Here is a 23,219-nt window from a genome sequence, read left to right as displayed (position 1 = left end):
TCGGCGTAGTGGGCAAGGCGGACACTAGCAGAATCCAGCAAGCGCCCCGCACCCGCTTCACGCGCCACCGCCATCGGTTCCGCAATAGTTGAGTGAATTCCAGCCGTTGGAACAGTACATGCCACCTATTCCCGCGCGCATCCCGCACCGGCTCCGCCGATGGCGCGTCGCTGGCTACATCCTGCTGGGCGTGTACGTTCTCTACCTGCTGGCCGGCAACATCTTCCTCAACACCCCGCTGTTCGACCAGGTCACCAACCGCAAGCCGCACAAGTTCGTGATGACGACCGGCCCGGCCATCACGCTGCTGCCGGGCCACGTCATTGCTTGGAACGTGCATATGCGCGGTCACGTCAACCATACCGTCTACGTACTGCACGCCGAGCGTGCCAGCGCCCGCTTGGCAGTCCTGCCCCTGTTCCGCCGCGAAGTGCGGGTTCCGCGATTGCAGGCCACTGGCGTGTCGGCCGAGATCAGTCGCGTCGAGGACGCCATTCCGTCACCGCCGCGTAGCGACCAAGGCTGGACCCTGCGTTTCGACGCCATCCACAGCGACAGCATCCGCAGTGCCCGGCTCGGCAAGCTGCTGATCATCGGCAAGGGCCAGGGTACGGTCGGGTTCCTCAAGCAGCTGCGCGGCGGCCCGTCCGAACTGTTCGATTCCGAAGTCTCGTTCAGCAAGGCAGACACCAGCTATGACGGCGTGCAGCTGCTGGGCGACATGGATCTGACCGCGCGCTTCAGCTATCCGCGCCACTATCGCGACCAGGCGCCCGGCCTGGCCAAGTTGAAGCTGCTGCATGCGCAACTTGAAGTGGATGCGCGCAGCCAGGGCCTGCGCATGGATACGGACGCGCAGACGCCCCGCATCTCCAGTTCGCCGGTTCCCGGTCACCTGCAACTGGCGGTCCACCTGTTGGACGGCCAGTTGCAACCTGGTGACCACGCGCTCTGGCAGGTTCCGCTCTACCTCGGCGACGGCGCACCCGATCGCGGCGTGCTGGCCCTGCAGCTCAACGTGGCCAACGACCTGCGCCTGCAGGCCCGCCTGCCGCCACGCCCGGATTCGGCCGCTGGCATCGATGCCGACCTGCACATCACCGGGCGCGAGATTCCATTCCAGCACCCTGCCCAGCTGCTGGAACGCAGCTCCGGCACTGTGCGCGGCGAATGGACCTTCACCTCGCTCAACTGGATCCCTGCCCTGTTCGTACGCAAACCGTGGCTGCAGCTGGATGGCGGCGGCACCCTGAAAGCAGATCTGCGCCTGCGCAATGGCGAACTGATCGAAGGCAGTACCGTGGACATCCCTTCGGCTGCCGCCGTGGCCGAGGTCGCTGGCGTGCGGCTGGCCGGCACGGCCAGTGCGCATGGCGAGCTGAAGGCCGGCAGCCCCACTCAGGCACAGTTGGCGATCCGGCTGCCCCGCTTCACCGCTCGCCCAAGCGATGCGAAGGATGTACGCCTGTTCGACGGTCGCGACCTGGCCGTGGACCTCACCGGCGATGGCCGCCTGCAGGAACTGCGCAAGGGCGTTCGTGCGCGGTTGCGCTTCAGCCAAGCGACCATCCCGGACCTGGCCGCCTACAACCGCTACCTTGGCTCTCAACAGGTGCGCCTGCTGCGTGGCTCCGGCAGCCTCAGCGGCGACGCCACGCTCGACACCGATGGCCGCGTCGGCCATGGCACCGCGCGGCTGCTAGGTCGCAATGCCAGCGCCAAGGTGGCGGGCCTGGACATGGGCGGCGATGTCGACGTGAACGCGACGCTTCGCCGCGGGGACTTCAACCAGCGCCATTTCGATCTGTCCGGCACCACCGTGGAGCTGCGCAATGTGCAGGTGGCCGGCACCGATTCCAGCAGCGCGTGGAAAGGCCGCGCCGTGTTCAAGCGGGGCCGCATCGACGCGCAGTCCCCGTTCCAGGTGGACGCTATCACCGATCTGACCCTGAGCGATGCACGCCCCTTGCTGGCCGTGTTCGCCAAGCGCACCGACTACCCGCGCTGGACGCTGTCCCTGCTCGACTCCGGCCAGGTCGATGCACAGGCCACGCTGCGTTGGCGCCCGGGTCATCTGCTGATCGACGGCTTGCAGGCCGAGAATGATCGCCTGTCGGTACGTGCGCGGCTGGATCTGCTGGAGCAGCGCAAGCGTGGCGATCTCTATCTGCGCTGGGGGCTGCTGGGCGCCGGCATCGAGCTTGATGGCGAGCAGCGCCAGTGGCATCTGGCCAAGGCGCGTGAATGGTTCGATCAGCGCCCTTCGCTGTTGCCGGCTGCCGAAGGTGGAAGCGCCGCAGGTTCTTCAGACTGATCGCCCCGGGCTGCATCCATTTGCCGCTTCCGTTCGTATGAGCGGTAAACGCAGGATGGAGCGGTACGGAATGAAGCGGCGTTCACAGGCTCTGGGTCTTCTGGGATGGGGCGTGGCCACCTTTGCGGCGGCCGCAGTCGGCGCATGGGCATCGGCCTCCGCCGCCAGCTTCTACGCCACCCTCGCCCTGCCTGCCTGGGCACCGCCTGCCAGCGTGTTTGGCCCGGTGTGGAGCCTGCTCTACGCGATGATGGCCATTGCGGCGTGGCTGGTCTGGCGCGAACGCGGCTGGCGCAACGCGCAACCGGCCCTGGTGCTCTATCTGGTGCAGCTGGCCGTCAATGCCCTCTGGAGCTGGCTGTTCTTCGGCTGGAAGCTGGGAGCGCTGGCCTTCGTCGACATCCTGGTACTGATCACGCTGGTCTGCGCAACGATCGTTGCCTTCGCACGCATCCATCGCGGTGCGGCGGTGATGCTGCTGCCTTACCTGGCCTGGATATCGTTTGCCTCGGCGCTGAACTTCGCGGTGTGGCGCGCCAATCCCGGGGTGCTGTGAGCCAGTATCAGTGCTCTCAGGCCTGTGCGACGCGCTGCGGCTTCCATGCACGCAGCAATGCCGGCTTGAACGCCTGCTGGCCACAACCCGTGGGGCATCGCACCACCCGCGCGGCGGTGTGGCTGACCAGTCCCTGCCCCTCTTCCGCCTTGAACACCGTCTCGCAGCACAGGCAGCGCGCAACCAGCGAGTACAGGTGGAGCAGGCGCCCACTGGCCGGATCCTGCAGGGCATCCACATCCAGCAGCTCAAACTGGCAGCTGTCGGCAAGCATGCGGTATGGCGTTGAAGGCAAGGTCTGCAGGTTCACGGGCGTGGTCACTCAGGAATGTGCGTTCACCCTAGGCAAGTCGGTGTCGAGCGCGCGTGCAGCGCACATGTACCTTTCGCGAAACATGCAAGTGCTGTTGGAATGGTCAGATGAAGAATTCAGGTTTGAATGAAACGCTCTTCACGCGAACGTGCTGGTAGGCGAATGCACGATTTTGCTTCACCATCCATGCATGCCGGATGCGACGCTGGGCCTTTCCAGCCATCCACGAATCATGAGTCCCGCCCTTGATGCCTTCTGCTGAGTCCACGCACGACACCGCCCAGTCCCGTTGTGCGCGCGAACCGATTCATACGCCCGGTGCCATCCAGCCATATGGGGTGCTTCTGGTAGTGGAGCCTCAGTCACTGCGGGTGCGTGAGCGCGCCATCAGCCAGCCGGGGTTGCTGAAGCAGTTCGGCGAACCGTTGATGCAGCACGTCAGCGAGGTACTGGGCGGCGTGCTGGCCCCCTTCCAGGCGCTGTTCCAGCAGGCCACGGTGGGCAGCAGCGCCCATGTAGGCGCTGTGCACCTGGACGGCCACGGGCGGCATCAGCTGCTGGTGCATCGCTCCGCCAGCGATCTGCTGATCGAGCTGGAGGCACCGGTTCCCGGCCAACCGGGTTCGCTGGAAGAACTGTATCCGTCGATCCGCGAACTGATGACCGGCATCGAATCGGCTACCACCGTGGAAGATCTGTGCCAGCTGGCGGCCGCGCACATGCGTCGGCTGACCGGCTTCGACCGCACTCTGGTCTACCAGTTCGATGCCGGCTGGAACGGCATCGTGGTCGCCGAGGATGGCAACGGCCAGTTGCCGTCCTACCTGGACCTGCGCTTCCCCGAGTCGGACATTCCGGCCCAGGCCCGCGAGCTGTATCGGCGCAACCGGGTGCGACTGATCGCGGACAACAACTACACCCCTGCCCCGCTGATGCGCAGCGAGGAGCACCGCGACGCGCCGGCCACCGACCTGAGCCTGGCCGTGCTGCGCAGCGTTTCGCCCGTGCACCTGCAGTACATGCGCAACATGGGCACCGGCGCGTCGATGTCGGTGTCGCTGGTGCATGAGGGCCAGCTGTGGGGCCTGGTGTCCTGCCACACGATGCAGCCGCGCCGCCTGCCCTATCACGTGCGCACCGCCTGTGAATTCATGGGCCAGATCCTGTCGCTGCAAATCGCGCTGAAGGAGCGTGCACGCGCCATCGAAGAACGCGTGGCGCGCCGCTCGGTGCTGGTCAAGCTGCTGGCACGCATGGCCGGCGACGAGGATTTCATGGCTGCGCTGCGCCACGATGAAGCCAGCCTGCTGTCGCTGACCGGTGCCGCAGGCGCCGCCATTGTGCACAAGGGCGACTGCATGCGTGTGGGCCAGTGCCCGCCCGCGACCGACGTGCTGGCCCTGGCCGATTGGCTGGCCGCACAGCAGGCCGGGCAGGAAACGTACTGCAGTGACCATCTGGCAGCCGACTGGGCGCCCGGCGCGCGCCTGTCCGACGTGGCGAGCGGCGTACTGGCGGTGTCCATTTCGCAGCTGCACGACAGCTATCTGATGTGGTTCCGCCCGGAAGTGGTGCACACCGTGCGCTGGGGGGGCGACCCACGCAAAGCGGCGGCGCCCGGCGTGGCACTGTCCCCGCGCAGTTCATTCGAAGCATGGAAAGAGACCGTGCAGCAGCGCAGCCTGCCGTGGAACGACGCCGACCGCGATGCCGCGCACGAGATGCGCACGGCCATCGTCGACATCGTGCTGCGCAAGGCCGAGGAAATGGCTGAGCTCAACGAGCAGCTGGTCCGCAGCAACAAGGAACTCGAAGCGTTTTCCTACTCCGTAAGCCATGACCTGCGCGCGCCATTCCGCCATATCGTCGGTTACTCGGAACTGCTGGGCAGCTCGGCCGGCGAACGCCTCAACGATACCGAGCGCCGCTTCCTGGATACGATCGTGGAGTCGGCCAAATCTGCCGGAACGTTGGTGGACGACCTGCTGAGCTTTTCGCAGATGGGCCGCTCTACGCTGGGCCGGGCGCGGCTGGATATGGCCGCGCTGGCCGAGGATGTGCGCCGGAGCCTGGTCCTGGACTACAGCGGCCGCGACGTGCAGTGGACGCTTGCGCCGTTGCCGGAGGTCGAAGCCGACCCGACGATGCTGCGCCTGGTCTGGCAGAACCTGCTGGCCAACGCGATCAAGTTCACCCGCGAGCGCGAGCAGGCGGTCATCGAGGTCGGTCACCAGCGAAACGACGACGAAGACCACTTCTTCGTGCGCGACAACGGCTGTGGCTTCGACATGCGCTACGTGGACAAGCTGTTCGGCGTATTCCAGCGCCTGCACCACGTCGAGGAATTCGAAGGCACCGGCATTGGCCTGGCCAACGTGCGCCGCATCGTCGGCCGCCACGGCGGCAGGACCTGGGCCGAGGGCGAACCTGGCAAGGGCGCCACGATCCACTTCACCCTACCCCGTTCCACAGGAGATCACCCATGAGGGACCTGCGGCCGATCCTCTTGGTAGAGGACAGCCCCAAGGATGCAGAGCTGACGCTGGCGGCGCTGTCGCGTTGCCAGTTGCTGAACGATGTCATCCATGTACGTGACGGCGCCGAAGCGCTGGATTACCTGCGCTGCGAAGGCAAGTTCGCCGGCGCCATGCACGGCGGCCCGGTGGTGGTGCTGCTGGACCTGAAGCTGCCCAAGGTGAACGGCCTGGAAGTGCTGGAACAGGTGCGTGGTGACGCACAGCTGAGCAGCACCCCGGTGGTGATGCTGACCTCTTCGCGCGAAGAACAGGATCTCGTGCGCAGTTACGAACTGGGCGTGAACGCATTCGTGGTCAAGCCAGTGGACTTCAAGGAGTTCTTCGACGCCATCCAAGGGCTGGGCATGTTCTGGGGCATCACCAACCAGCCCCCGCCGCATCGGCCCAACGGCTCGGGGCAGCACAATGCGTGATGGATCGCGCCGCAGCGAGCGCCTGCGCATCCTCATGCTGGAGGACAGCGCGCTTGATGCGGAGCTGATCAGCGCACAGCTGCAGCGTGCCGGCCTCGATTTCGAGGCCGAGCGCCTGTGGACCCGCAATGCCTTCATCGAGGCAATTGAGAATCGCGCCTTCGATGTGATCCTGGCCGATCATGTGCTGCCCGGATTCGACGGCGACGCTGCACTGGCGCTGGCGCGCGAGCGGATTCCGCAGACGCCCTTCATCTTCGTCTCCGGCACGCTTACCGAGGAGTTGGCCGTGCAGGCGCTGACCCGCGGCGCGCGCGACTACGTGGTCAAGCAGCGCCTGCAGCGCCTGCCGGATGCGATCCGTCGTGCGCGGCAGGAGGCCCATGAACGCACCCAGCTTGTGCAGGCGCAGGCCGCACTGAACGACAGCCAGGCGCAGTTGCAGCAGGTAACCAATGCCGTCCCTGCGCTGATCGCCCAGCTCGACACGGCGCATCGCTACCGCTTCGCGAACAAGGCGTTCCTGGACTGGCACGGCGTCAGCCTGGCCGAACTGCTGGGTCGCGCGGCACGGGATGTCAGCGGCATTTCCGCCTTCGAGCACGCCCTGCCCAGCCTGGAGCGGGTACTGCAGGGCGAGCGCACCAGCTTCCAGGTCGAACTGGTCCACCGCAGCGGCGAATCACGATTCGTGCAGATGGACTGCGTACCGGAACATGCGGCCGATGGCAGCGTGGTCGGCTACATCTGCATGGGCAGCGATGTTTCACTGTTGAAGCAGGCCGAACTGGCGCTGCGCGAGGACAACCAGGTTCTCGAGCGACAGGTGCAGGCACGCACCGCCGAGTTGCGGGCCAGCAAGCGGCGCCTGCAGGCGATCTTCGAATCCAGCTTCCAGCATCAGGTGCTGCTGGATCTGTCCGGACGCGTGGTTGATGCCAATGACGCGTCACTGGCCGCGGTGCTTGCGGACAAGAAGGACACTGTTGGCGCGCGCTTCGGCGAATCGCTCTGGTTTGCCACAACCGATGGCATCAGTGCGCTGATCGACCAGGCCGTCGCCGCAGCCGTACAGGGCCGCAGTTCGCTGCATGCACTGGAACTGGAACTCCCGACCGGGCGGCGCAGCTTCGACTTCTCGTTCCGCCCGCTGCTGGATACCGAAGGCGTGGTCACCGCCGTGGTCTCCGAGGCGGTGGAAACCACCGCGCGGCTACAAGCAGAACACGCGCTTCGCCAGTCACAGAAGATCGAGGCGGTCGGCCAGCTCACCGGCGGCATCGCCCATGATTTCAACAACATCCTGACGGTCATCTCCGGCAACGTCGAGCACGCCATGCTGCTCAACGAACGCGCCGGAGAACCCGGGGCAATGGTCAGCCGTGCACTGGACAATGCACTGAAAGGCGTCGGCCGTGCCGCCAGCCTGACCCAGCGCCTGCTGGCGTTTGCCCGTCGCCAGCCGCTGCACAGCCAGGCCGCCAACCTCAACGAACGCCTGCTGGACATGCACGACATGCTGCAGCGTGCACTGGGTGAGCTGGTGCAGCTGGAGATCCGCAACGCCGAGGACATCTGGTGCGTGGAGATCGACATCAGCCAGCTGGAGGCCTCCGTACTGAACCTGGCGGTCAATGCCCGCGATGCGATGCCGCATGGCGGCCGGCTGGTGATCGAAGTCGACAACAGCCACCTCGACCACGACTACGCCGCCCTGTTTCCCGATGCAACGCCAGGCGAGTACGTGATGTTGCGGGTGCGCGACAATGGCCACGGCATGGACGCAGCGACCCTGGCGCGCGTGTTCGAGCCGTTCTTCACCACCAAGCAGGTTGGCCGCGGCACCGGGCTTGGCCTGTCCATGGTGCATGGCTTCGTCAAGCAGTCCGGTGGCCACGTGCTGATCGACTCGGTGGAAGGCGGCGGTACCAGCATCACCATGATGTTCCCGCGCTCTCCGCTGTCCCTGCCCTGCGAAGCACGCACCCCACAGACCGGCCTGGCGGGTTACTCACCGCGCGAGGAAACCATTCTGGTGGCCGAGGACAATGACGATGTCCGCGCCCACACGGTGGATGCGCTGCGGCTGCTCGGCTACCGCGTGCTGGAAGCCCACGACGGACCCTCCGCACTAGGCGGCTGCTGGAACGCCCCGACACCAAGGTGGATCTGCTGTTCTCGGACGTGGTGATGCCCGGCATGTCGGGCTGGGAACTGGTGCACGAAGTACGTGAACGCTGGCCGGAAGTCGCCGTCCTGTTCACGTCGGGCTATCCACGCGACCACGACCAGGTGGGCAGCCAGGGACGCGCCGTTTCATTGCTGCCAAAGCCGTTTACCCGCAGTGATCTTGCAGCGGCGGTGCGCACCGCGCTGGAGGCGACGCCGCACTGAGGTCAGGACGCCGGATCGCGCATGCCAGCGGCGATCCGGTTGATGTCCGCGCACTCCACCGTGGCCGGCGGATGCTCCCTGGCGGCCAGCGCAATCATCGCCTGGCCCAGGGCCAGATTGCTGGTCATCAACGAAGGCGCAATCGCACCGGCCAGCTTCATCAACGGCGCGCCGCCCCAGTACAAGGGCTTCAACAGGGCATGACGGGTGCCGGTTCCCGCGACCGGCCTGACGCCACCCGGGCGCAGCATCACCGAGCGCACCGGCAGGGCCTGCAAAGCAACTTCGGTCTCGCCCTTGACCCTCAGCGGCATCAGCCGGCTCTGAGGGTCTGCACCCGCACCGGATACATACAGAAAGCATCCCTCGGGATTCGCGGCCGCCCAGGCACGGGCCACCGCCAGCGTGGTGTCCACGGTAACGCGTCGGTACTCGGCCTCGGCGGTGCCGACCGGTGGCGCACCGGCGCAGTAGAGGCATGCATCGAACCCGGCAAGCTCCTCCACCCGCTCCTGGATACGCAGAAAGTCCGGGACAATCAGTTCGCTGCCGGTACCGCTCAGACTGCCGGGGTGACGGACCAGCGCGGTCAGGCGGGAGACCTGCGGTGAGCGCTGGCAGGCCAGCACCACACCCTGCCCGACCAGGCCTGCGGCACCGGTCAACAGAATCCGTAATGCACCCGTCCCGACCATCATCGCACCCGCCTCAGAGTTTCACGAAACGCTGGATCTTCCGCGCCAGCCAACCGCTGAACACCAACGGCGCATCCAACGCAGACACGCAGATGCACGGCACACCCGGCGCGGTCACCGGCTGGTGCTCCACCTCCTCGTCCAGATCCGCAACGTCACCCGGCGCGAACAGCCCCAGCGCGTCGTTGTAGGAACCGCGCAGGATCTGGGTCAGCTCGCTGCGGCCATGGCTGTGCATAGGCAGGCACTTGCCGGGGGCGATCTTCAGCATGATCAGCGAGGGCATCTGCTCGGCCCGGATGCAGTGCACCCCCGGCGCCATCCAACGCCAGCGCAGGTCACCCAGCGAGGTGCCAAAGTAGGGATGCAGTGACGCCGGCAGATGATCGGGATCAGCCTCGGGCCGATCCTTCGGCATAGGGCGCAGGGATTCCGCCATGGCCATCGGCGTTTCCGTGGCCAGCTGCATCAGCATGGCCTCGCGCAACTGTTCGCGCAGCGTGTCGGTTGCAGGCGGCTGGGTCTGCTCCAGCAGCACCGAACCGATCGCCTCAGCATCGCGCAGGCGCTGACGGCAATGCGGGCACTGCTCCAGATGGGCACCGGCCACGATGCTCAACGGCGCCGGCAGCGCACCGGCGGCATAGCTCATCAGCGTGGATTCGTGCAGGTGGTGGTGCGGATTCACAGCACACCTCCCACTTTCGCCTGCAGTTGCAGGAAGGCACGGCGCAGGTGCGATTTGACCGTCCCCAGCGGCATACCCAGCGCTTCGGCGATTTCGCTGTGGCTCTTGGCTTCGAAATAGGACATCCGCACCAGCCGTGCCTGCACCGCAGGCAGCTCGTTGATGCGCTGGCGCAGACGCGCCTGGTCGGCGAACTGCTCGGCGCTGCTGCGCTCGATCACATCCAGCGTCGCCGCGTCCTCCACTGCCGCCTGCACCTGCATCCAGCTGCGCTCACGGCGCACTCGATCGATATGCAGGTTGCGGGCGATGCGATACAGCCACGTACTCAGCGCCCCCTGTGCCGGATCGAAATCGGCGGCCCGCAGCCATAGGCGCAACAGGCATTCCTGCGCCAGCTCCTCGGCTACGGCATCGGGTGCGCCCAGGCCGCGCAGGTACACGCACAGCCGCGGCATGAAGTAGTCGTAGATCCGCATGAAACACTCGCGGTCGCGCAGCCGCGCCACGCCGTCCATGTCACCGGCCCAGTTCGTCGGCTCGCTGCTCGGCTGCTGGGAACTGGACACGGTGCGTGCGGTATCGAAGTTGAGGAGTGTGCTGGCGGCGTCAGGGTACATCTGCGTTCGCGGCGGGCAGGTGAAGGTCTTCCTCTGTACGCGCAGGGGCAGCCATTGGATGCAGTCGGCACTGCGCATCCAACCGGGCGCCCCCGCCGTATGACCTGAGAGACCTCCGCTTCCGGATGAACACCATGCGCACTGCCTGGCTGCTGTTGTGCCTGCCCCACGCCGCGCTGGCGGCACCCTGGCTGCGAAATGAGGGTGTGGCCACCTCCGCGCAGGGCGACATCCTCTACCGTGAAGTGCACTGGCGGCGCGAGGCAACGGAGGGTGCCGAACGCTGGGTGCTGTACCAGTGCCCGGATGGCCAGCCCTTCGCCCGCAAGCATCTGCCCGCCAGCGCCCGCCCGCAGGCACGGGGCTATTCGCTGCAGGACCGCCGCAGCGGCCAGACCGCCGAAGTCGACGCCACTGGCGACTCGGTGTCGATTGCCTGGAAGGAAGATGCCGCCAGCCAGCCGCATCAGCGCCGGCTTGAACTGCCGCCGGACGCGGTGATCGATGCAGGGTTCGACGCTGCGGTGCGCCTGCACTGGCCGGCGCTGCTGCGCGGCGAACGCATCAGTCTGCCCTTCCTGGTGCCTGGGCGGCAGCGCTACTTCCCGGTGCAGGTGCGGCGCATCGGTCCGGTACGTTGGCAGGGTATTGATGGGCAGTCGATCGACGTCAGTCTGGACACCTGGTACGGCGGCATCGCCCCGCGTCTGTCACTCGTCTATGCCAGCACCGACCGCCGCCTGCTGGAATTCCGCGGTACCAGCAACCTGCGCGATGCACGCGGCACTTATCCGCAGGTGACGGTGCGCTTCAGCTCGCCTGCTGCCGAGCAGACTGCCGCGGAATGGCAGCAGGCCTGGACGCATCCTCTGGTCGACCGCTGCGCCGTGACGCCCAGGTGAAGTCGAGATTCTTCGCGTCGCAGCGCATCCATTGCACGCGCTGCTGCGTACAGGTAGACACGACACCCGCCGAGATCCCCCAATGGCCTCTGTAGCGCCCCTCCCCCGTCGACGCTCGCGCCTGCTGCGTACGCTGCAGCGCTGGATCGACACCGGCAACGTCGCAGAGACCACCGGCGAACAGCCCGGCCGCATCGACTGGTTGCGCGCCGTGCCATTCGCACTGATGCACCTGGCCTGCATCGCTGTGCTCTGGGTCGGAATCTCATGGACAGCGGTGATCGTCGCCGCAGTGCTCTATGCGGTGCGCATGTTTGCCATCACGGCGTTCTATCACCGCTATTTCTCGCACCGGACCTTCCAGGCATCGCGGCCGGTGCAGTTCGTGTTCGCTGTCATCGGCGCCTCCAGCGTGCAGCGTGGGCCGCTTTGGTGGGCCGCCCATCATCGCCATCACCATCGCCATGCCGACCAGCCGCTGGATCCGCACTCGCCACGCGAGGGCGGCTTCTGGCGCAGCCACATGGGTTGGTTCCTGACCCGCGAGGCGTTCGCCACCGATCTGTCACGGGTACCGGACCTGGCGCGCTTCCCCGAACTGCGCTGGCTGGACCGTTTCGATACGGCCGTACCGGTACTGCTGGCCGCAGCGCTGTATGCATTGGGCGCCGGGTTGGAGCGCTGGGCACCGGGCCTGCACACCTCCGGCCCACAGCTGCTGGTGTGGGGCTTCTTCGTCTCCACCATCGTGCTGTTCCATGCCACGGTCACCATCAATTCGCTGGCGCATCGATTCGGCCGCCGCCGCTTCGACACACGCGATGACAGCCGCAACAACCTCTGGCTGGCGCTGCTCACCTTCGGCGAAGGCTGGCACAACAACCACCACTTCTTTCCCGGCACTGTCCGCCAGGGCTTCCGCTGGTGGGAAGTGGATTTGACCTGGTACGGACTGCGCGCGATGGCGGCCCTGGGCCTGGTCAAAGGTCTCAAGCCCATCCCCGAGTGGGTCCTGGCCAAGGCGAGGTACTGACATGCGCATCGCCGTCATCGGCTCGGGTATCGCGGGGCTGGCCAGTGCCTGGTGGCTTGATGGCCAGCACGACGTCACGCTGTTCGAGGCCAACGATTACGTGGGCGGCCATACCCACACGCACGATGTGCAGGTGGATGGCGTGCGCATGGCGGTGGACACCGGCTTCATTGTGTTCAATCCCCAGCACTATCCGCTGCTGACCGCGCTCTTCGACGAGCTGGGTGTGGCTTCGCAGCCGACCACGATGAGCTTCTCGATGCACAGCGAGCGCAGCGGCGTGGAGTACAACGCCACCTCGCTGGATGGCCTGTTCTGCCAGCGCCGCAACCTGGTGTCACCTCGATTCTGGGGCATGCTGGCCGACCTGCGCCGGTTCTATCGGGATGCGCCGTTGCTGCTGGCCGAGGAAGACGGCCCCACGCTCGGCGAGTACCTGCGCAGCCAGCGCTATGGCGAGGCCTTCATCGACGAGCACCTGCTGCCGATGGCCTCGGCACTGTGGTCCTCACCGACCGCCACCGTGCAGGACTTCCCGGCGCGCTACCTGGCCCAGTTCATGGCCAATCACCAGATGCTGCAGATGACCGGGCGCCCGAGCTGGCGGGTGGTCAGCGGGGGATCGGCGCGCTACGTGGATGCGCTGCGCCGCCGCTGGCGGGTGCATGAGCGGCTGCAATGCCCGGTCAGGATGGTCGAACGCATGCCCTGGGGTGCACGCGTGCACAGCGCGGCCGGCGCGGAGGCCTTCGACGAAGTGATCCTGGCCTGCCACAGCGACCAGGCGCTGGCGTTGCTGGCCGACGCCGATGCCATCGAGCGTGAGGTCCTTGGCGCCATCCGCTATCAATCCAACGAGGCCGTACTGCATACCGATGCCTCTTTGCTGCCGCGCAACCGCAAGGCGTGGGCGGCATGGAACGCGCACGTGCCAGAGGATCGCGCCGCGCCCTGCACGGTCAGCTACTGCATGAACCTGCTGCAGGGCCTGCCCGGCGATACGCCCCTGGTGGTTACCCTCAACCGCAGCGAGGCAATCGATCCGGCCAACGTACTGCGTACGCTGCGCTATGCCCACCCGGTGCACGACCACGCCGCGGTGCGGGCACAGCAGCGCTGGGCGGAACTGCAGGGCCGTCGCCATACGTGGTTCGCAGGCGCCTATTGGGGCTGGGGCTTCCATGAGGATGGCATCCGCAGCGCCCGCCGCGTGGTCGATGCCCTGCAGGCCTGCGCTCCACATCGGCTGGCATCCGCCTCGGATGAGGTGGCGGCATGAGTGCCAGCGCGCTCTACATCGGGCAGGTGGTGCATCGCCGGCATCATCCGCACCCGCATGCCTTCCGTTACCCCATCGCCCAGCTGCTGCTCGATCTGGACGAACTCGATACGGTGTTCGCCGGACGCTGGTTGTGGTCGGTCAATCGCCGCAACCTGGCCGAGTTCCGCCGCAGCGACTACTTCGGCGATCCCGCACGGCCACTGGCCGATGCCATCCGCGATCACGCTGCCCACACGCTTGGCTACCGGCCGACCGGCCCGGTGCGCCTGCTCACCCATCTTCGCTTTGCCGGGCACGTGTTCAACCCGGTCAGTTTCTACTACTGCTACCAGGCCGACGGCAGCACGCTGGACTGCATTGTCGCCGAGATCACCAACACGCCCTGGAAGGAACGGCACGCCTATGTGCTGCCGGTCGCTACCGCCACGCACGAAGGCAGCTCACTGCGTTGGCAGTTCGACAAGTGCTTCCATGTCTCGCCGTTCATGCCGATGGACTGCGGCTACGACTGGCGATTCAACTGCCCCGACCAGGACCTGCGCGTGCACATGCAGGTCTGGCGGGACGGCGTGCGCCAGTTTGATGCCACCCAGGCCATGCAGCGGCGTGCCTTGGATGGCCGCGGGCTGGCCCGGGTTCTGGCCTGCTATCCCCTGATGACCACCCAGGTGGTGGCCGCCATTCACTGGCACGCACTGCGGCTGTGGTTGAAACGCAACCCGGTGCACGACCACCCCACTCTTACCGAGAAACCGCGATGAACTCGATGACTCCCTGGGTTGCCCTGCCGCGCCCCGGCGCCTTGGACGCGTTCCTGCGCCGCCGCCTGCTGGCCCAGCTGGCCCCCATGCGCGACGGTCGGCTGTGCGTGCGCGATGCACTCGGCGAGGTCTGGCTGGGCGACGCCCGTGGTGAACTGCATGTCACCGTCACCATCGATGACCCGGCGTTCTATCGCAAGGTTGCTGCGCAAGGCAGCGTGGGCGCAGGTGAGAGCTACATCAAGGGCGAGTGGCACTGCGATGATCTGGTGGCACTGATCCGGCTGCTGGTGCGCAATCGCGATCTGCTCGACGGCATGGAGCGTGGCCCGGCCCGCTTGGGTGGGGGGATGCTGCGGGTCTGGAACCGCCTGCGCCGCAACAGCCGTGAAGGCAGCCGCCGCAATATCGCCGCGCACTATGACCTGGGCAACGACTTCTTTGCCCTGTTCCTGTCGCCGGACCTGATGTACTCGTCGGCGATGTTCGACAGCGAATCCGAGTCATTGGAATCTGCTTCGCGGCGCAAGCTGGACCGCATCTGCCAGCAGCTGCAACTCAAGCCAGGCGACCGCGTGGTGGAGATCGGCACGGGCTGGGGCGGTTTCGCGGTACACGCCGCCCAGTACTATGGCTGCCATGTGACCACCACCACCATCTCCGCGGAACAGCATGCGCTGGCCGCCCAGCGCGTAGAGGCGGCGGGCCTGCAGGACCAGGTCACGCTGCTGATGCAGGACTACCGCGACCTGCAGGGCCAGTTTGACAAGCTGGTGTCGATCGAGATGATCGAAGCGATCGGCGCCGAATACCTGGACACCTACATGGCTACGCTGCAACGCCTGCTCAAGCCGGATGGCGTTGCCCTGCTGCAGGCCATCACCATCGAGGACCATCGCTACGAACAGGCCCGGCGCAGCGTCGACTACATCAAGCGCTATGTATTTCCGGGCAGCTTCATCCCATCGATCAACGCGATCATGGCCGCCAAGACCCGATCCAGCGACCTGCAGCTGATCGCCCAGCAGGACTTCGGCCACTCCTACGCACTGACCCTGCGCGCCTGGCGCCAGCGCTTCCTGGCCCAGCTGCCTGCGGTGCAGGCGCAGGGCTTTGATGCGCACTTCTGCCGGTTGTGGGAGTTCTATCTGGCCTATTGCGAGGGCGGCTTCCTGGAACGTTCGATCGGCGTCTCGCATCTGCTGCTGGCCCGTCCGGACCACCGGCCCGTCCTCGCTGCGGGCGACAGCCGCTGACATGCGCCGGTTCTGGACCAATCTGCTTGGCAACCAGCTGGTCTGGCTGTGTGCCGTGGCCGGCGCAGGGCGAGGCTGGCAGTGGCCGGCGCTGCTGGCCGCAACGATCTATATCGGCAGCCAGCTGCTGACTTCACCGCACCCTCGGCTGGACCTTCGGCTGATGCTGCTGGCGCTGGCCTGCGCGTGGCTGGTCGACGCCAGTGCCGCCGCCAGCGGCGCCGTGCGCTACGCTGCTGCCCCGCTGGGCTGGACTCCGCCCCTTTGGATCATGGCGTTGTGGGCCGCGTTTGCGATGACGCTGACCAATTCGATGCGCTTCCTGCTGCGCCACCCTGCCCTGCCAGCCCTGTTTGGCCTGTTGCTGGCCCCGCTGGCGTATCTCTCCGCAGCGCGCGGTTTCGAGGCGGTCCGTTTCACTGCGCCGCTGTGGCAGGGCCTGCTGGTGCTGGGTGTGGGCTGGAGCATCGCGCTTTCGCTGCTGTGCATGGCCGCTCGTCGCGGCTCCCGCACCCTCCCGCCGCCCTTGGCAGGAGCACCGTCATGATCAATCTATTGTGGGTGCTGCTGTATGCCGTACTTGTGATGAGCTGGGGTTGGGCCTGGCAGCGCCGCCATCACAACATCGGCGTGGTCGATGTGCTCTGGGCCAAGGGCGTGGGCGCATCAGCCCTGTTGCTGGCGTGGCTCGGCGATGGTGCGGCGGCGCCACGGATGGCGCTCGGCGTGCTCGGTGGCCTGTGGGGCAGTCGACTCGCCTTGCACCTGTGGCACCGGGTCCGCCACGAACAGGAAGACGGCCGCTACCGTTATCTGCGCGAGCACTGGCAAGGGCATCAAGGCAAGATCTTCGGCTTCTTCATGGCCCAGGCGCTGCTGGTCGTGCTGTTCGCCATGCCCTTCCTCGCGGTGGCTGACAATCCGCAGACAACCACGACGTTGTGGATCGTGGCCGCCGCACTTGTCTGGCTGCTGAGCGTCGGCGGCGAGAGCCTGGCCGACCGCCAGTTGGCCCGCTTCCGCGCCGACCCGGCGAACAAGGGCCGCACCTGCCGCGAGGGGCTCTGGCGTTACTCCCGCCACCCCAACTACTTCTTCGAGTGGCTGCACTGGTTCAGCTATGTCCTGCTCGCGGTCGGCTCGCCACTGTGGTGGCTGGCCTGGGCCGGCCCGCTGCTGATGTACGTGTTCCTGCGCTATCTCAGCGGCATTCCCTTCACTGAAATGCAAGCGCTGCGCAGCCGCGGCAACGACTACCGCGCCTACCAGCGCACTACCTCGATGTTCTTTCCCTGGTTCCCCCGTTCTTCCAAGGAGCATTCCGCATGAGCGCGATCCCGTCACTGAATCCGGCCGAAGATGCGGAAACCGGGCTGATCGCCTGGGCCGAACGTGGGCTGGTGCCCGATGCGGCGCTGCGTGCGGGCATCCGCCGCTTGTGCGCGCAACGCCTGCATGAGGAAAGCGAAGGCGGCATCGAAGGCCAATCGGCACGCTTCAGCCAGCGCATCACCGAGCTGGCCGACAGCCCACTCGCGCTGCATACCGAAGCGGCCAACCGCCAGCACTACATGAAGTTCCCGCGGCATTCTTCCAGGCCTGCCTGGGCAAGCGGCTGAAGTACAGCAGCTGCTACTACGCCACCGGGCGCGAAACGCTGGACCAGGCCGAGGACGCCATGCTGGAACTGTACGGCCAGCGCGCCGGACTGGCCGATGGCCAGCAGATACTTGAGCTGGGCTGCGGCTGGGGCTCATTGACCCTGTGGATGGCCGAACGTTACCCGCAGGCGCATATCACCGCCGTCTCCAACTCGCACAGCCAACGCCAGTACATCATGGCGCAGTGCCAGGCGCGTGGCCTGGGCAACGTCGAGGTGATGACCCGCGACGTCAACCAGCTTGACCTGCCGACGGCCCGGTTCGACCGCTGTGTCTCGGTGGAGATGTTCGAGCACGTACGCAACTACCAGCGCCTGCTGGCAGGCATCGCACGGTGGCTGAAACCGGACGGTGCACTGTTCGTGCACATCTTCGCCCATCGCACACTGATGTATCCGTTCGAGACAGACGGCGGCGACAACTGGATGGGTCGCCACTTCTTTACCGGCGGACTGATGCCGGCGGCCGACACACTGCTGCATTTCCAGCGCGACCTGCGCCTGGAGCAACGGTGGTTGCTGGACGGCACCCATTACCAGCGCACGGCCGACCACTGGCTGGCCAACCAGGATGCAGCCCGCGAGCGGGTGATGCCGGTATTGATCGCCACCTATGGCCAGGCTGCAGCGAAGGTCTGGTGGCAGCGCTGGCGCATGTTCTGGATGGCATGCGCCGAGCTGTTCGGCTACGACGACGGCCAGCAGTGGCTGGTGGCCCACTATCTGTTCCGACCCCGCTGAGGTGCCCGATGCGCATGTTTCCGCTGCTCCCCCTGATCGCGGTCGGCCTGTTCGGTTCCGGCTGCAGCTCCAGCGACACCCGCCCGTTACCGCGTCCGCCATCGGTGGATGTAACGCGCTTCATGGGCGACTGGTACGTAATCGCGCATATCCCGTCGCGCCCTGAGCGCGAGGCCTTCGACGCCGTGGAGAGCTATGCCCTGCGCCCCGATGGACGCATCCAGACCACCTTCACTTACCGCAAAGGCAGCTTCGACGCGCCACAGAAGTCGATGCACCCCGTCGGCCGTGTCGAGAAGGAAGGCAACGGCGCGATCTGGGGCATGCAGTTCATCTGGCCGATCCAGGCTGAGTACGTGATCGCCTGGCTCGATGAAAGCTACCATCAGACCATCGTGGCACGAAGCAAGCGCGATTACGTCTGGTACATGGCCCGCACCCCGCAGGTATCGGACAGTGACTACCAGCAAGCGGTCGAGCGGATTGCGGCCATGGGTTACGACACCCACAAGCTGAGGCGGGTGCCGCAGTCGGTGAGATGACGCGGAGCCTTCTCCCCGGGCGGATCTTCCTGAAGCATCAGTGGTTGATCAATCTCAATGTCTACATGGAACCCGGCTGCCGGCTTCGCGACCCCGAAGCGCGTAACTGGGGCCTGACGATCCACCTCATCAATCGGCGGCATTGAATTGATGGGCTTTACGCATCGATTCTTAGGAATAATCGCAAAATTCCAACAAGTTCGATGCTCGACGCGACAGCGGCGCCAGAATGTTCGCCACGCCCTGCGGGCGCCGATCACCTCCCTGCGCATGAATGGATATCCTGCACCGCGCCGACTGCGGCTGGCACTCCTCGACGATCACGAAATCGTCCGCCGCGGCACCGCCCTGCACCTGTCTCACGACGTTCGCTTCAGCATTGTCGCCAGCCACACCCGCAGCGACGAGCTCATCGGCAGCCTCCGCCAGCTGGCAGTCGATGTCGCCATCATCGATCTCACCCTGGCGCCTGGCGACCGCAGCAGTGATGAGCTGGTTCCCCTGCTGCGCAAGTGTTTTCCACATATCCCCCTGCTCGCCTTCGCCACGCTGACGCCAACCACCCGCATCGACCACCTGCTGGCGAGCGGCATCTCCGGCGTAGTCAGCAAGTCCGAGCCCCTGGAGATGCTGTCTGATGCCATCGTGCGCATCTCGCAGGGGCTGTGCCGCCTCCCTGCTGATTGCCTGTTCCCGGCGTGCCGCGAGGAACTAAGCCGCAATGAACGCGAAGTGCTGGACCTGCTCCTGGCCGGCCTGACTGTCTCGGAGATCGCGCTGCGCCGCCACCGCAGCGTCAAGACGGTCAGCACCCAGAAGGTCGCCGCCCTGCGCAAGCTCGGGTTGCGTAATGACGTGGAGATCTATGCACTGCGGCAGCAGCTGGAGCTCCAATGAGGCGGCGCGTTCGCCTCCGTCTGCGCACGTCGTGCACGTTGTTGCTGGCCCTGATCCTGCTGCCGGCTGCATCGGCCGAGGATGCACAGTTGCGGAGATGGTCCGCCGGCCGCGAAGTGCGGGTTGCCACCGCGCCATCATTGCGACCGCTCCCCCCAACGCTGGCGGATTCAAGCGCACTGCCCACCCTCGCCCATGGCTATGCCAAGCTTGTGGCTCGGCATTCCGGCCTGCGCTTCCGCGATCTCAACTACCCCAGCACGAGCGCAGCGGTCGCTGCCGTCTGCCGGGACGAGGCCGACCTGGTGCTGGTCATGGGCAGCCCCTCGCATCACCCGCTTCCCTGTCCCGACCTGATGGCCTCCGGCGCCTTCCATGGCGGCAAGACGGTATTGGCCGTGCGTAAAGATGGGCGCCCGCCCCGTGACATTACCGGCGTGAGGGCGCAGCTGCTGGCCGTGGTTGACGGCGGCCCCTATGCCGACTGGCTGACGATCCACCACCCCCGGATCCGCCTCCTGCATCTCCCCGACCGCCATGCGGCCCTGGCCGCTGTTGAAAGCGGCAACGCCGATGCTGCGATCGGCCTGGAAGCAACGCTGCACTCGATGATCCGGCAGCACTTCACGGGAAACCTGCAATTGCACCCGTTCGACAGCGGATTCTCTACCGATCTGCACCTGCTTGTCCGCCGGGAGGACCAGCAGCTGCTGGCGCGCATCGATCAGGCGCTGCGCGCCATCACCCTCGAAGAGCACGCAGGCCTGCTGGAGTTGTGGGCGCAGCAGATGCTGCCCACATCCATCGAGAGCGCACTGGATCGTGTGCGTTCCCCGCTCCTGCTCTGGTTGCTGTGTCTGGCCGCGGCACTCATCGGCCTGCCCGTGCTCTGGCAGGCGTTACGCTGGCGAATCGGCCGCGCGGAACAACGCCTCGGGCGCGCGGCGGGAATGATCAGCCATGAAGTGCGCAATTCCGCGCAGACAGTACTGGCTTCGATCGACCTGCTGAGCCAGTCACACCTGCCCAAGGGGCAGCGTGAACTGCTCGCGGCTGCCCTTGCCGCCGGCCACTCGCTGCGCAGGCTGCTCGATCGCTCGCTTGCGTTCTCGCGCCTTGCCAGCGGCAGCTTCAGGCCGCATCCCACGCCCTGCGACGTCGGCCAACTCTGTGCCCGTGCACTGGAAGCAATCCGGCCGGAGGCACTGCGGAGAGGGCTGTCACTCCAGTTGGATCGCGCGCCCGATCCAGCGCCGGTGGTTGTGCTCGATGCTGATGGACTGCGCCAGATTGTCGACAACCTGCTGGGCAATGCACTGAAATTCACCGATGTCGGCGGTATCGAGGTGCGCCTGCAACTACAACCCGCCCTGTCTCCCCGGGAGCTGTTGCTGGATGTGATCGACAGCGGCATCGGCATCGCACCCACTCAACTGGCGCTTCTGTTCCGACCATTCCAGCAGAACGAGGATGGCCAGAGACGTGGCGGCAGCGGACTGGGCCTGACGATTGCGCACGAACTGGCCGTTGCCATGGGCGGCAACCTGACCGCACACAGCGTGCATGGGCGCGGCAGCCGTTTCACCCTGCGATTGCCGGTCCGCGCCGTTCACGGCGATCAGCCGCCCATCGAGCCGCTGCAGCAGTCGCCACTGACCGGCATCGACCTGCTCCTTGTCGAAGATCATGCACTCAGCCGGCATGTCGTCGCAGAGCAACTGCGTCGGCTGGGCGCCGATGTACGCGCGGTTGCCGATGCCGACGCCGCATTGGCCGAGCAAGCGCTACGACCGCGCGGCACGGTCGTACTGGATATCGGGCTTCGCGGCTCGGATGGCTATGCACTGGCGCAGCAGCTGCGTGCGCAGGCACAGGCACCTCTGCGAGTGATTGCCCTGTCCGCCCGCACGGGGCGCCGGCACGCGGCACGCTGCCGAAGGGCCGGCTTCGACGCCATCCTGGTCAAGCCGCTGCAGGTTGCGAGCCTGCTGCAGGCGCTGGACCTGCCGCCCTCGGCGCACGGCACTGCGCCCGATGACACCCCTCGCGCCGCGCCGGATTACGCTGCGGACATTGCCCATGAGCTGGCCAGGATTGAACAGGCCGTGCAGGACGCCGATGCCTCGACACTGCTCCATCATGCACACCGGCTGCAGGGAACGCTGCAGATGTGCCGGGCAACGGATCAGGCCGGCACGGCGGCCGACCTGTGGGAACTGGGGCATGAAGCCGCGCCTGACTGGGTCGAGGCGCGGCGACTGCTGCGGGGATTGCAGCAGTGGCACGGCTCCCGCAGGGCGGAAGCCGCACCATCGACCTGATCAGGCCGCAAGGCGCTCGACCTGGCGACGGGTAAGGTCATTGAAGCGACCCAGCGACATCAGGTGCTGGTGGATCAGCGCCAGCCAGCCGCTGCGGTGCCACTCGACCACGGTCGCTTCCGGCAGCGCCACGAACTTCTCGACGTCCACCACCAGGAAGCCGTTGAGATTGAACTCGCGGCCATCCGGAGTGCGCACGGTGGCGTTGCGCTCGACCAGCAGGCCGTTGTCGATCAGGGCCTTGGAGAAGGCCTGGGTCTGTTCGTGTTCGCGGGTGTACTGGCCGCAGAACTCCAACGCCTGCTGCACCATGTCGGTGGCCTTGCCATCAACGAACAGCGGCTGGCCTTCGTCACCGCCCTTGACCACGCGCGCGCTCTCTTCGTCGATGCCCAGCAGGAAGTCGTTGTCTGCACCGGTGTCGATGAAGATGAAGGGGTGGCGACGCAGGTAGGCCGGGATATAGGCCTCGTCTTCCCACAGGCCGTCCTTGATGAACAGGTTCTGATCGGAAACGCCGACGGCGGCCATCGGCACGGCGGTCGGGCCGGCGAACAGGATCGGGAAGTGGTGCAGGGCCAGCGAGAACTCGCCCAGCACCAGCGGAATGGCGTTGTTGCCGGCGGCAAACTCGAGCCTGCCCGGCAGGATGCGCAGATCGGCATGCACATCGGCCTGCAGCGGCACCGGACGGGTGTAGAACAGGGGGGCGCTGCTCGGCGCCGCTTCGGTGGTGGTGTCGCTGGTGGTCGTCATCTTGGGAACCGTTCGATCATGCGCGCCTGCCATCCCGGGCGCGCCAGCGGGAACAACCTGAATCCCGCATTATCAACAAGCTCGATGACAACGGCCACCCCACCGACGGCCTATTTCAACTGCAGGGGGTAGCGCTGCCAGAGGACGTGGACCAGGAACCCGGCCAGCTCGGTGTCGCGCGCGCTCACCGCAGCGCGGATCTTGTCCAGCAGCACCATGTCCGAGCAGGAGCGCACATCGGCGTGGTTGGCCTGCCCAGCCCGGCGCGCGCGGTAGCGTGCTGCGCGCTGCGCGTCACTCATTGCGTACCCGAACTTGGGCGGACGACCGCGCTTTCGCGGCAGGGTCAGCTCCAGGGTTCCGGGGTCTTTGTCATCACGCATGAGAGGGGTGCGGGCGGCGGCGAGCAACGGGGGGTGCGCAATTTATCGTGAGGCATCACTTTAATCCAGCTTTTTCTGCAGTTTTGTTGCGATGCAGTGCATTATCCCGGTGTCGATGCGAATTCATCGACGCATGGCGTGGATCTACTGCAGGG

20 protein-coding genes and 2 pseudogenes are annotated in these 23,219 nt (G+C 66.2%); 16 read left to right on the top strand and 6 right to left on the bottom strand.

All coding sequences use genetic code 11. The annotated features are described in order from the left end of the window. The first annotated feature begins 118 nt into the window (after nucleotides 1-118). A complete protein-coding gene (locus ACZK13_RS10215) occupies nucleotides 119-2,314 on the top strand; it encodes a hypothetical protein (RefSeq protein WP_253143124.1) in 2,196 nt (731 codons plus the stop codon). 70 nt (nucleotides 2,315-2,384) lie between these two features. After that, nucleotides 2,385-2,870: a TspO/MBR family protein gene (locus ACZK13_RS10210; RefSeq protein WP_125894049.1), complete on the top strand. Its 486-nt coding sequence runs from the start codon at nucleotides 2,385-2,387 to the stop codon at nucleotides 2,868-2,870. Nucleotides 2,871-2,886: 16 nt separating this feature from the next. Here ACZK13_RS10210 and ACZK13_RS10205 read toward each other — a convergent pair whose 3' ends face one another. Next, nucleotides 2,887-3,180, bottom strand: coding sequence for a hypothetical protein (locus ACZK13_RS10205; RefSeq protein ID WP_125894047.1), 294 nt, complete (start codon nucleotides 3,178-3,180; stop codon nucleotides 2,887-2,889). Between the two features lie 251 nt (nucleotides 3,181-3,431). On the opposite strand from ACZK13_RS10205, the gene ACZK13_RS10200 reads away from it, so the two are divergent. From ACZK13_RS10200 to ACZK13_RS10190, 3 genes and pseudogenes are all read left to right on the top strand, one after another. Beyond that, nucleotides 3,432-5,669, top strand: coding sequence for an ATP-binding protein (locus ACZK13_RS10200; RefSeq protein WP_263009988.1), 2,238 nt, complete (start codon nucleotides 3,432-3,434; stop codon nucleotides 5,667-5,669). After that, nucleotides 5,666-6,133, top strand: a complete 468-nt coding sequence (locus tag ACZK13_RS10195) for a response regulator (RefSeq protein WP_125894043.1) — start codon at nucleotides 5,666-5,668, stop codon at nucleotides 6,131-6,133. The genes ACZK13_RS10200 and ACZK13_RS10195 overlap by 4 nt, the downstream gene beginning before the upstream one ends. After that, nucleotides 6,126-8,527 (top strand): annotated as a pseudogene (locus ACZK13_RS10190) (response regulator). Before ACZK13_RS10195 ends, ACZK13_RS10190 begins: the two are co-directional and overlap by 8 nt. 2 nt (nucleotides 8,528-8,529) lie before the next feature. Here the strand turns inward: ACZK13_RS10190 and ACZK13_RS10185 are convergent. Genes ACZK13_RS10185 through ACZK13_RS10175 form a run of 3 tightly spaced genes read right to left on the bottom strand, consistent with a single transcriptional unit; the run spans nucleotide 8,530 to nucleotide 10,530 of the window. Then, complete coding sequence (locus ACZK13_RS10185) at nucleotides 8,530-9,222, bottom strand: Rossmann-fold NAD(P)-binding domain-containing protein (protein ID WP_253143266.1); 693 nt, start codon at nucleotides 9,220-9,222, stop codon at nucleotides 8,530-8,532. Between the two features lie 13 nt (nucleotides 9,223-9,235). Next, nucleotides 9,236-9,910 carry a ChrR family anti-sigma-E factor gene (locus ACZK13_RS10180; RefSeq protein ID WP_478482491.1) on the bottom strand — a complete coding sequence of 225 codons (675 nt, stop codon included), beginning with the start codon at nucleotides 9,908-9,910 and terminating at the stop codon, nucleotides 9,236-9,238. Continuing rightward, on the bottom strand, nucleotides 9,907-10,530 hold the full coding sequence (locus tag ACZK13_RS10175; protein WP_032127329.1) for a sigma-70 family RNA polymerase sigma factor: 624 nt from the start codon (nucleotides 10,528-10,530) through the stop codon (nucleotides 9,907-9,909). The genes ACZK13_RS10180 and ACZK13_RS10175 overlap by 4 nt, the downstream gene beginning before the upstream one ends. 134 nt (nucleotides 10,531-10,664) lie before the next feature. Here ACZK13_RS10175 and ACZK13_RS10170 point away from each other — a divergent pair, with 134 nt between their 5' ends. From ACZK13_RS10170 to ACZK13_RS10120, 11 genes and pseudogenes are all read left to right on the top strand, one after another. Next, on the top strand, nucleotides 10,665-11,432 hold the full coding sequence (locus ACZK13_RS10170) for a hypothetical protein (RefSeq protein ID WP_253143121.1): 768 nt from the start codon (nucleotides 10,665-10,667) through the stop codon (nucleotides 11,430-11,432). A gap of 82 nt (nucleotides 11,433-11,514) precedes the next feature. Next, on the top strand, nucleotides 11,515-12,465 hold the full coding sequence (locus ACZK13_RS10165; protein ID WP_125894033.1) for an acyl-CoA desaturase: 951 nt from the start codon (nucleotides 11,515-11,517) through the stop codon (nucleotides 12,463-12,465). A 1-nt stretch (nucleotide 12,466) separates the two neighbouring features. After that, nucleotides 12,467-13,744, top strand: a complete 1,278-nt coding sequence (locus ACZK13_RS10160) for an NAD(P)/FAD-dependent oxidoreductase (protein WP_253143120.1) — start codon at nucleotides 12,467-12,469, stop codon at nucleotides 13,742-13,744. Continuing rightward, nucleotides 13,741-14,508: a DUF1365 domain-containing protein gene (locus tag ACZK13_RS10155; protein ID WP_253143119.1), complete on the top strand. Its 768-nt coding sequence runs from the start codon at nucleotides 13,741-13,743 to the stop codon at nucleotides 14,506-14,508. The genes ACZK13_RS10160 and ACZK13_RS10155 overlap by 4 nt, the downstream gene beginning before the upstream one ends. After that, the gene (locus tag ACZK13_RS10150; protein WP_253143118.1) at nucleotides 14,505-15,764 is read left to right on the top strand and encodes a class I SAM-dependent methyltransferase; all 1,260 of its coding nucleotides are present in this window, start codon (nucleotides 14,505-14,507) and stop codon (nucleotides 15,762-15,764) included. The genes ACZK13_RS10155 and ACZK13_RS10150 overlap by 4 nt, the downstream gene beginning before the upstream one ends. Before the next feature lies 1 nt (nucleotide 15,765). Next, nucleotides 15,766-16,311 carry a DUF2878 domain-containing protein gene (locus ACZK13_RS10145; protein ID WP_049399330.1) on the top strand — a complete coding sequence of 182 codons (546 nt, stop codon included), beginning with the start codon at nucleotides 15,766-15,768 and terminating at the stop codon, nucleotides 16,309-16,311. Further along, the gene (locus ACZK13_RS10140) at nucleotides 16,308-17,093 is read left to right on the top strand and encodes a DUF1295 domain-containing protein (RefSeq protein WP_253143117.1); all 786 of its coding nucleotides are present in this window, start codon (nucleotides 16,308-16,310) and stop codon (nucleotides 17,091-17,093) included. The genes ACZK13_RS10145 and ACZK13_RS10140 overlap by 4 nt, the downstream gene beginning before the upstream one ends. Next, nucleotides 17,090-18,165 (top strand): annotated as a pseudogene (locus ACZK13_RS10135) (SAM-dependent methyltransferase). Before ACZK13_RS10140 ends, ACZK13_RS10135 begins: the two are co-directional and overlap by 4 nt. 8 nt (nucleotides 18,166-18,173) lie before the next feature. Next, a complete protein-coding gene (locus ACZK13_RS10130) occupies nucleotides 18,174-18,707 on the top strand; it encodes a lipocalin family protein (RefSeq protein WP_253143116.1) in 534 nt (177 codons plus the stop codon). A 150-nt stretch (nucleotides 18,708-18,857) separates the two neighbouring features. Continuing rightward, nucleotides 18,858-19,604, top strand: a complete 747-nt coding sequence (locus ACZK13_RS10125) for a LuxR C-terminal-related transcriptional regulator (RefSeq protein ID WP_253143115.1) — start codon at nucleotides 18,858-18,860, stop codon at nucleotides 19,602-19,604. Further along, nucleotides 19,601-21,925: an ATP-binding protein gene (locus tag ACZK13_RS10120; RefSeq protein ID WP_253143114.1), complete on the top strand. Its 2,325-nt coding sequence runs from the start codon at nucleotides 19,601-19,603 to the stop codon at nucleotides 21,923-21,925. The genes ACZK13_RS10125 and ACZK13_RS10120 overlap by 4 nt, the downstream gene beginning before the upstream one ends. Here ACZK13_RS10120 and ACZK13_RS10115 read toward each other — a convergent pair whose 3' ends face one another. Together ACZK13_RS10115 and ACZK13_RS10110 are read right to left on the bottom strand one after the other, a co-directional pair. Continuing rightward, a complete protein-coding gene (locus tag ACZK13_RS10115; protein WP_032127340.1) occupies nucleotides 21,926-22,681 on the bottom strand; it encodes a SapC family protein in 756 nt (251 codons plus the stop codon). 110 nt (nucleotides 22,682-22,791) lie between these two features. Next, nucleotides 22,792-23,064: a hypothetical protein gene (locus ACZK13_RS10110; RefSeq protein WP_005409616.1), complete on the bottom strand. Its 273-nt coding sequence runs from the start codon at nucleotides 23,062-23,064 to the stop codon at nucleotides 22,792-22,794. Nucleotides 23,065-23,219 lie beyond the last annotated feature (155 nt).

The organism is Stenotrophomonas sp. 99219_Sma (genome assembly GCF_056480785.1).
Note: the sequence above shows the minus strand (reverse complement) of the source record. Positions and strands in the feature narration are given on the sequence as shown.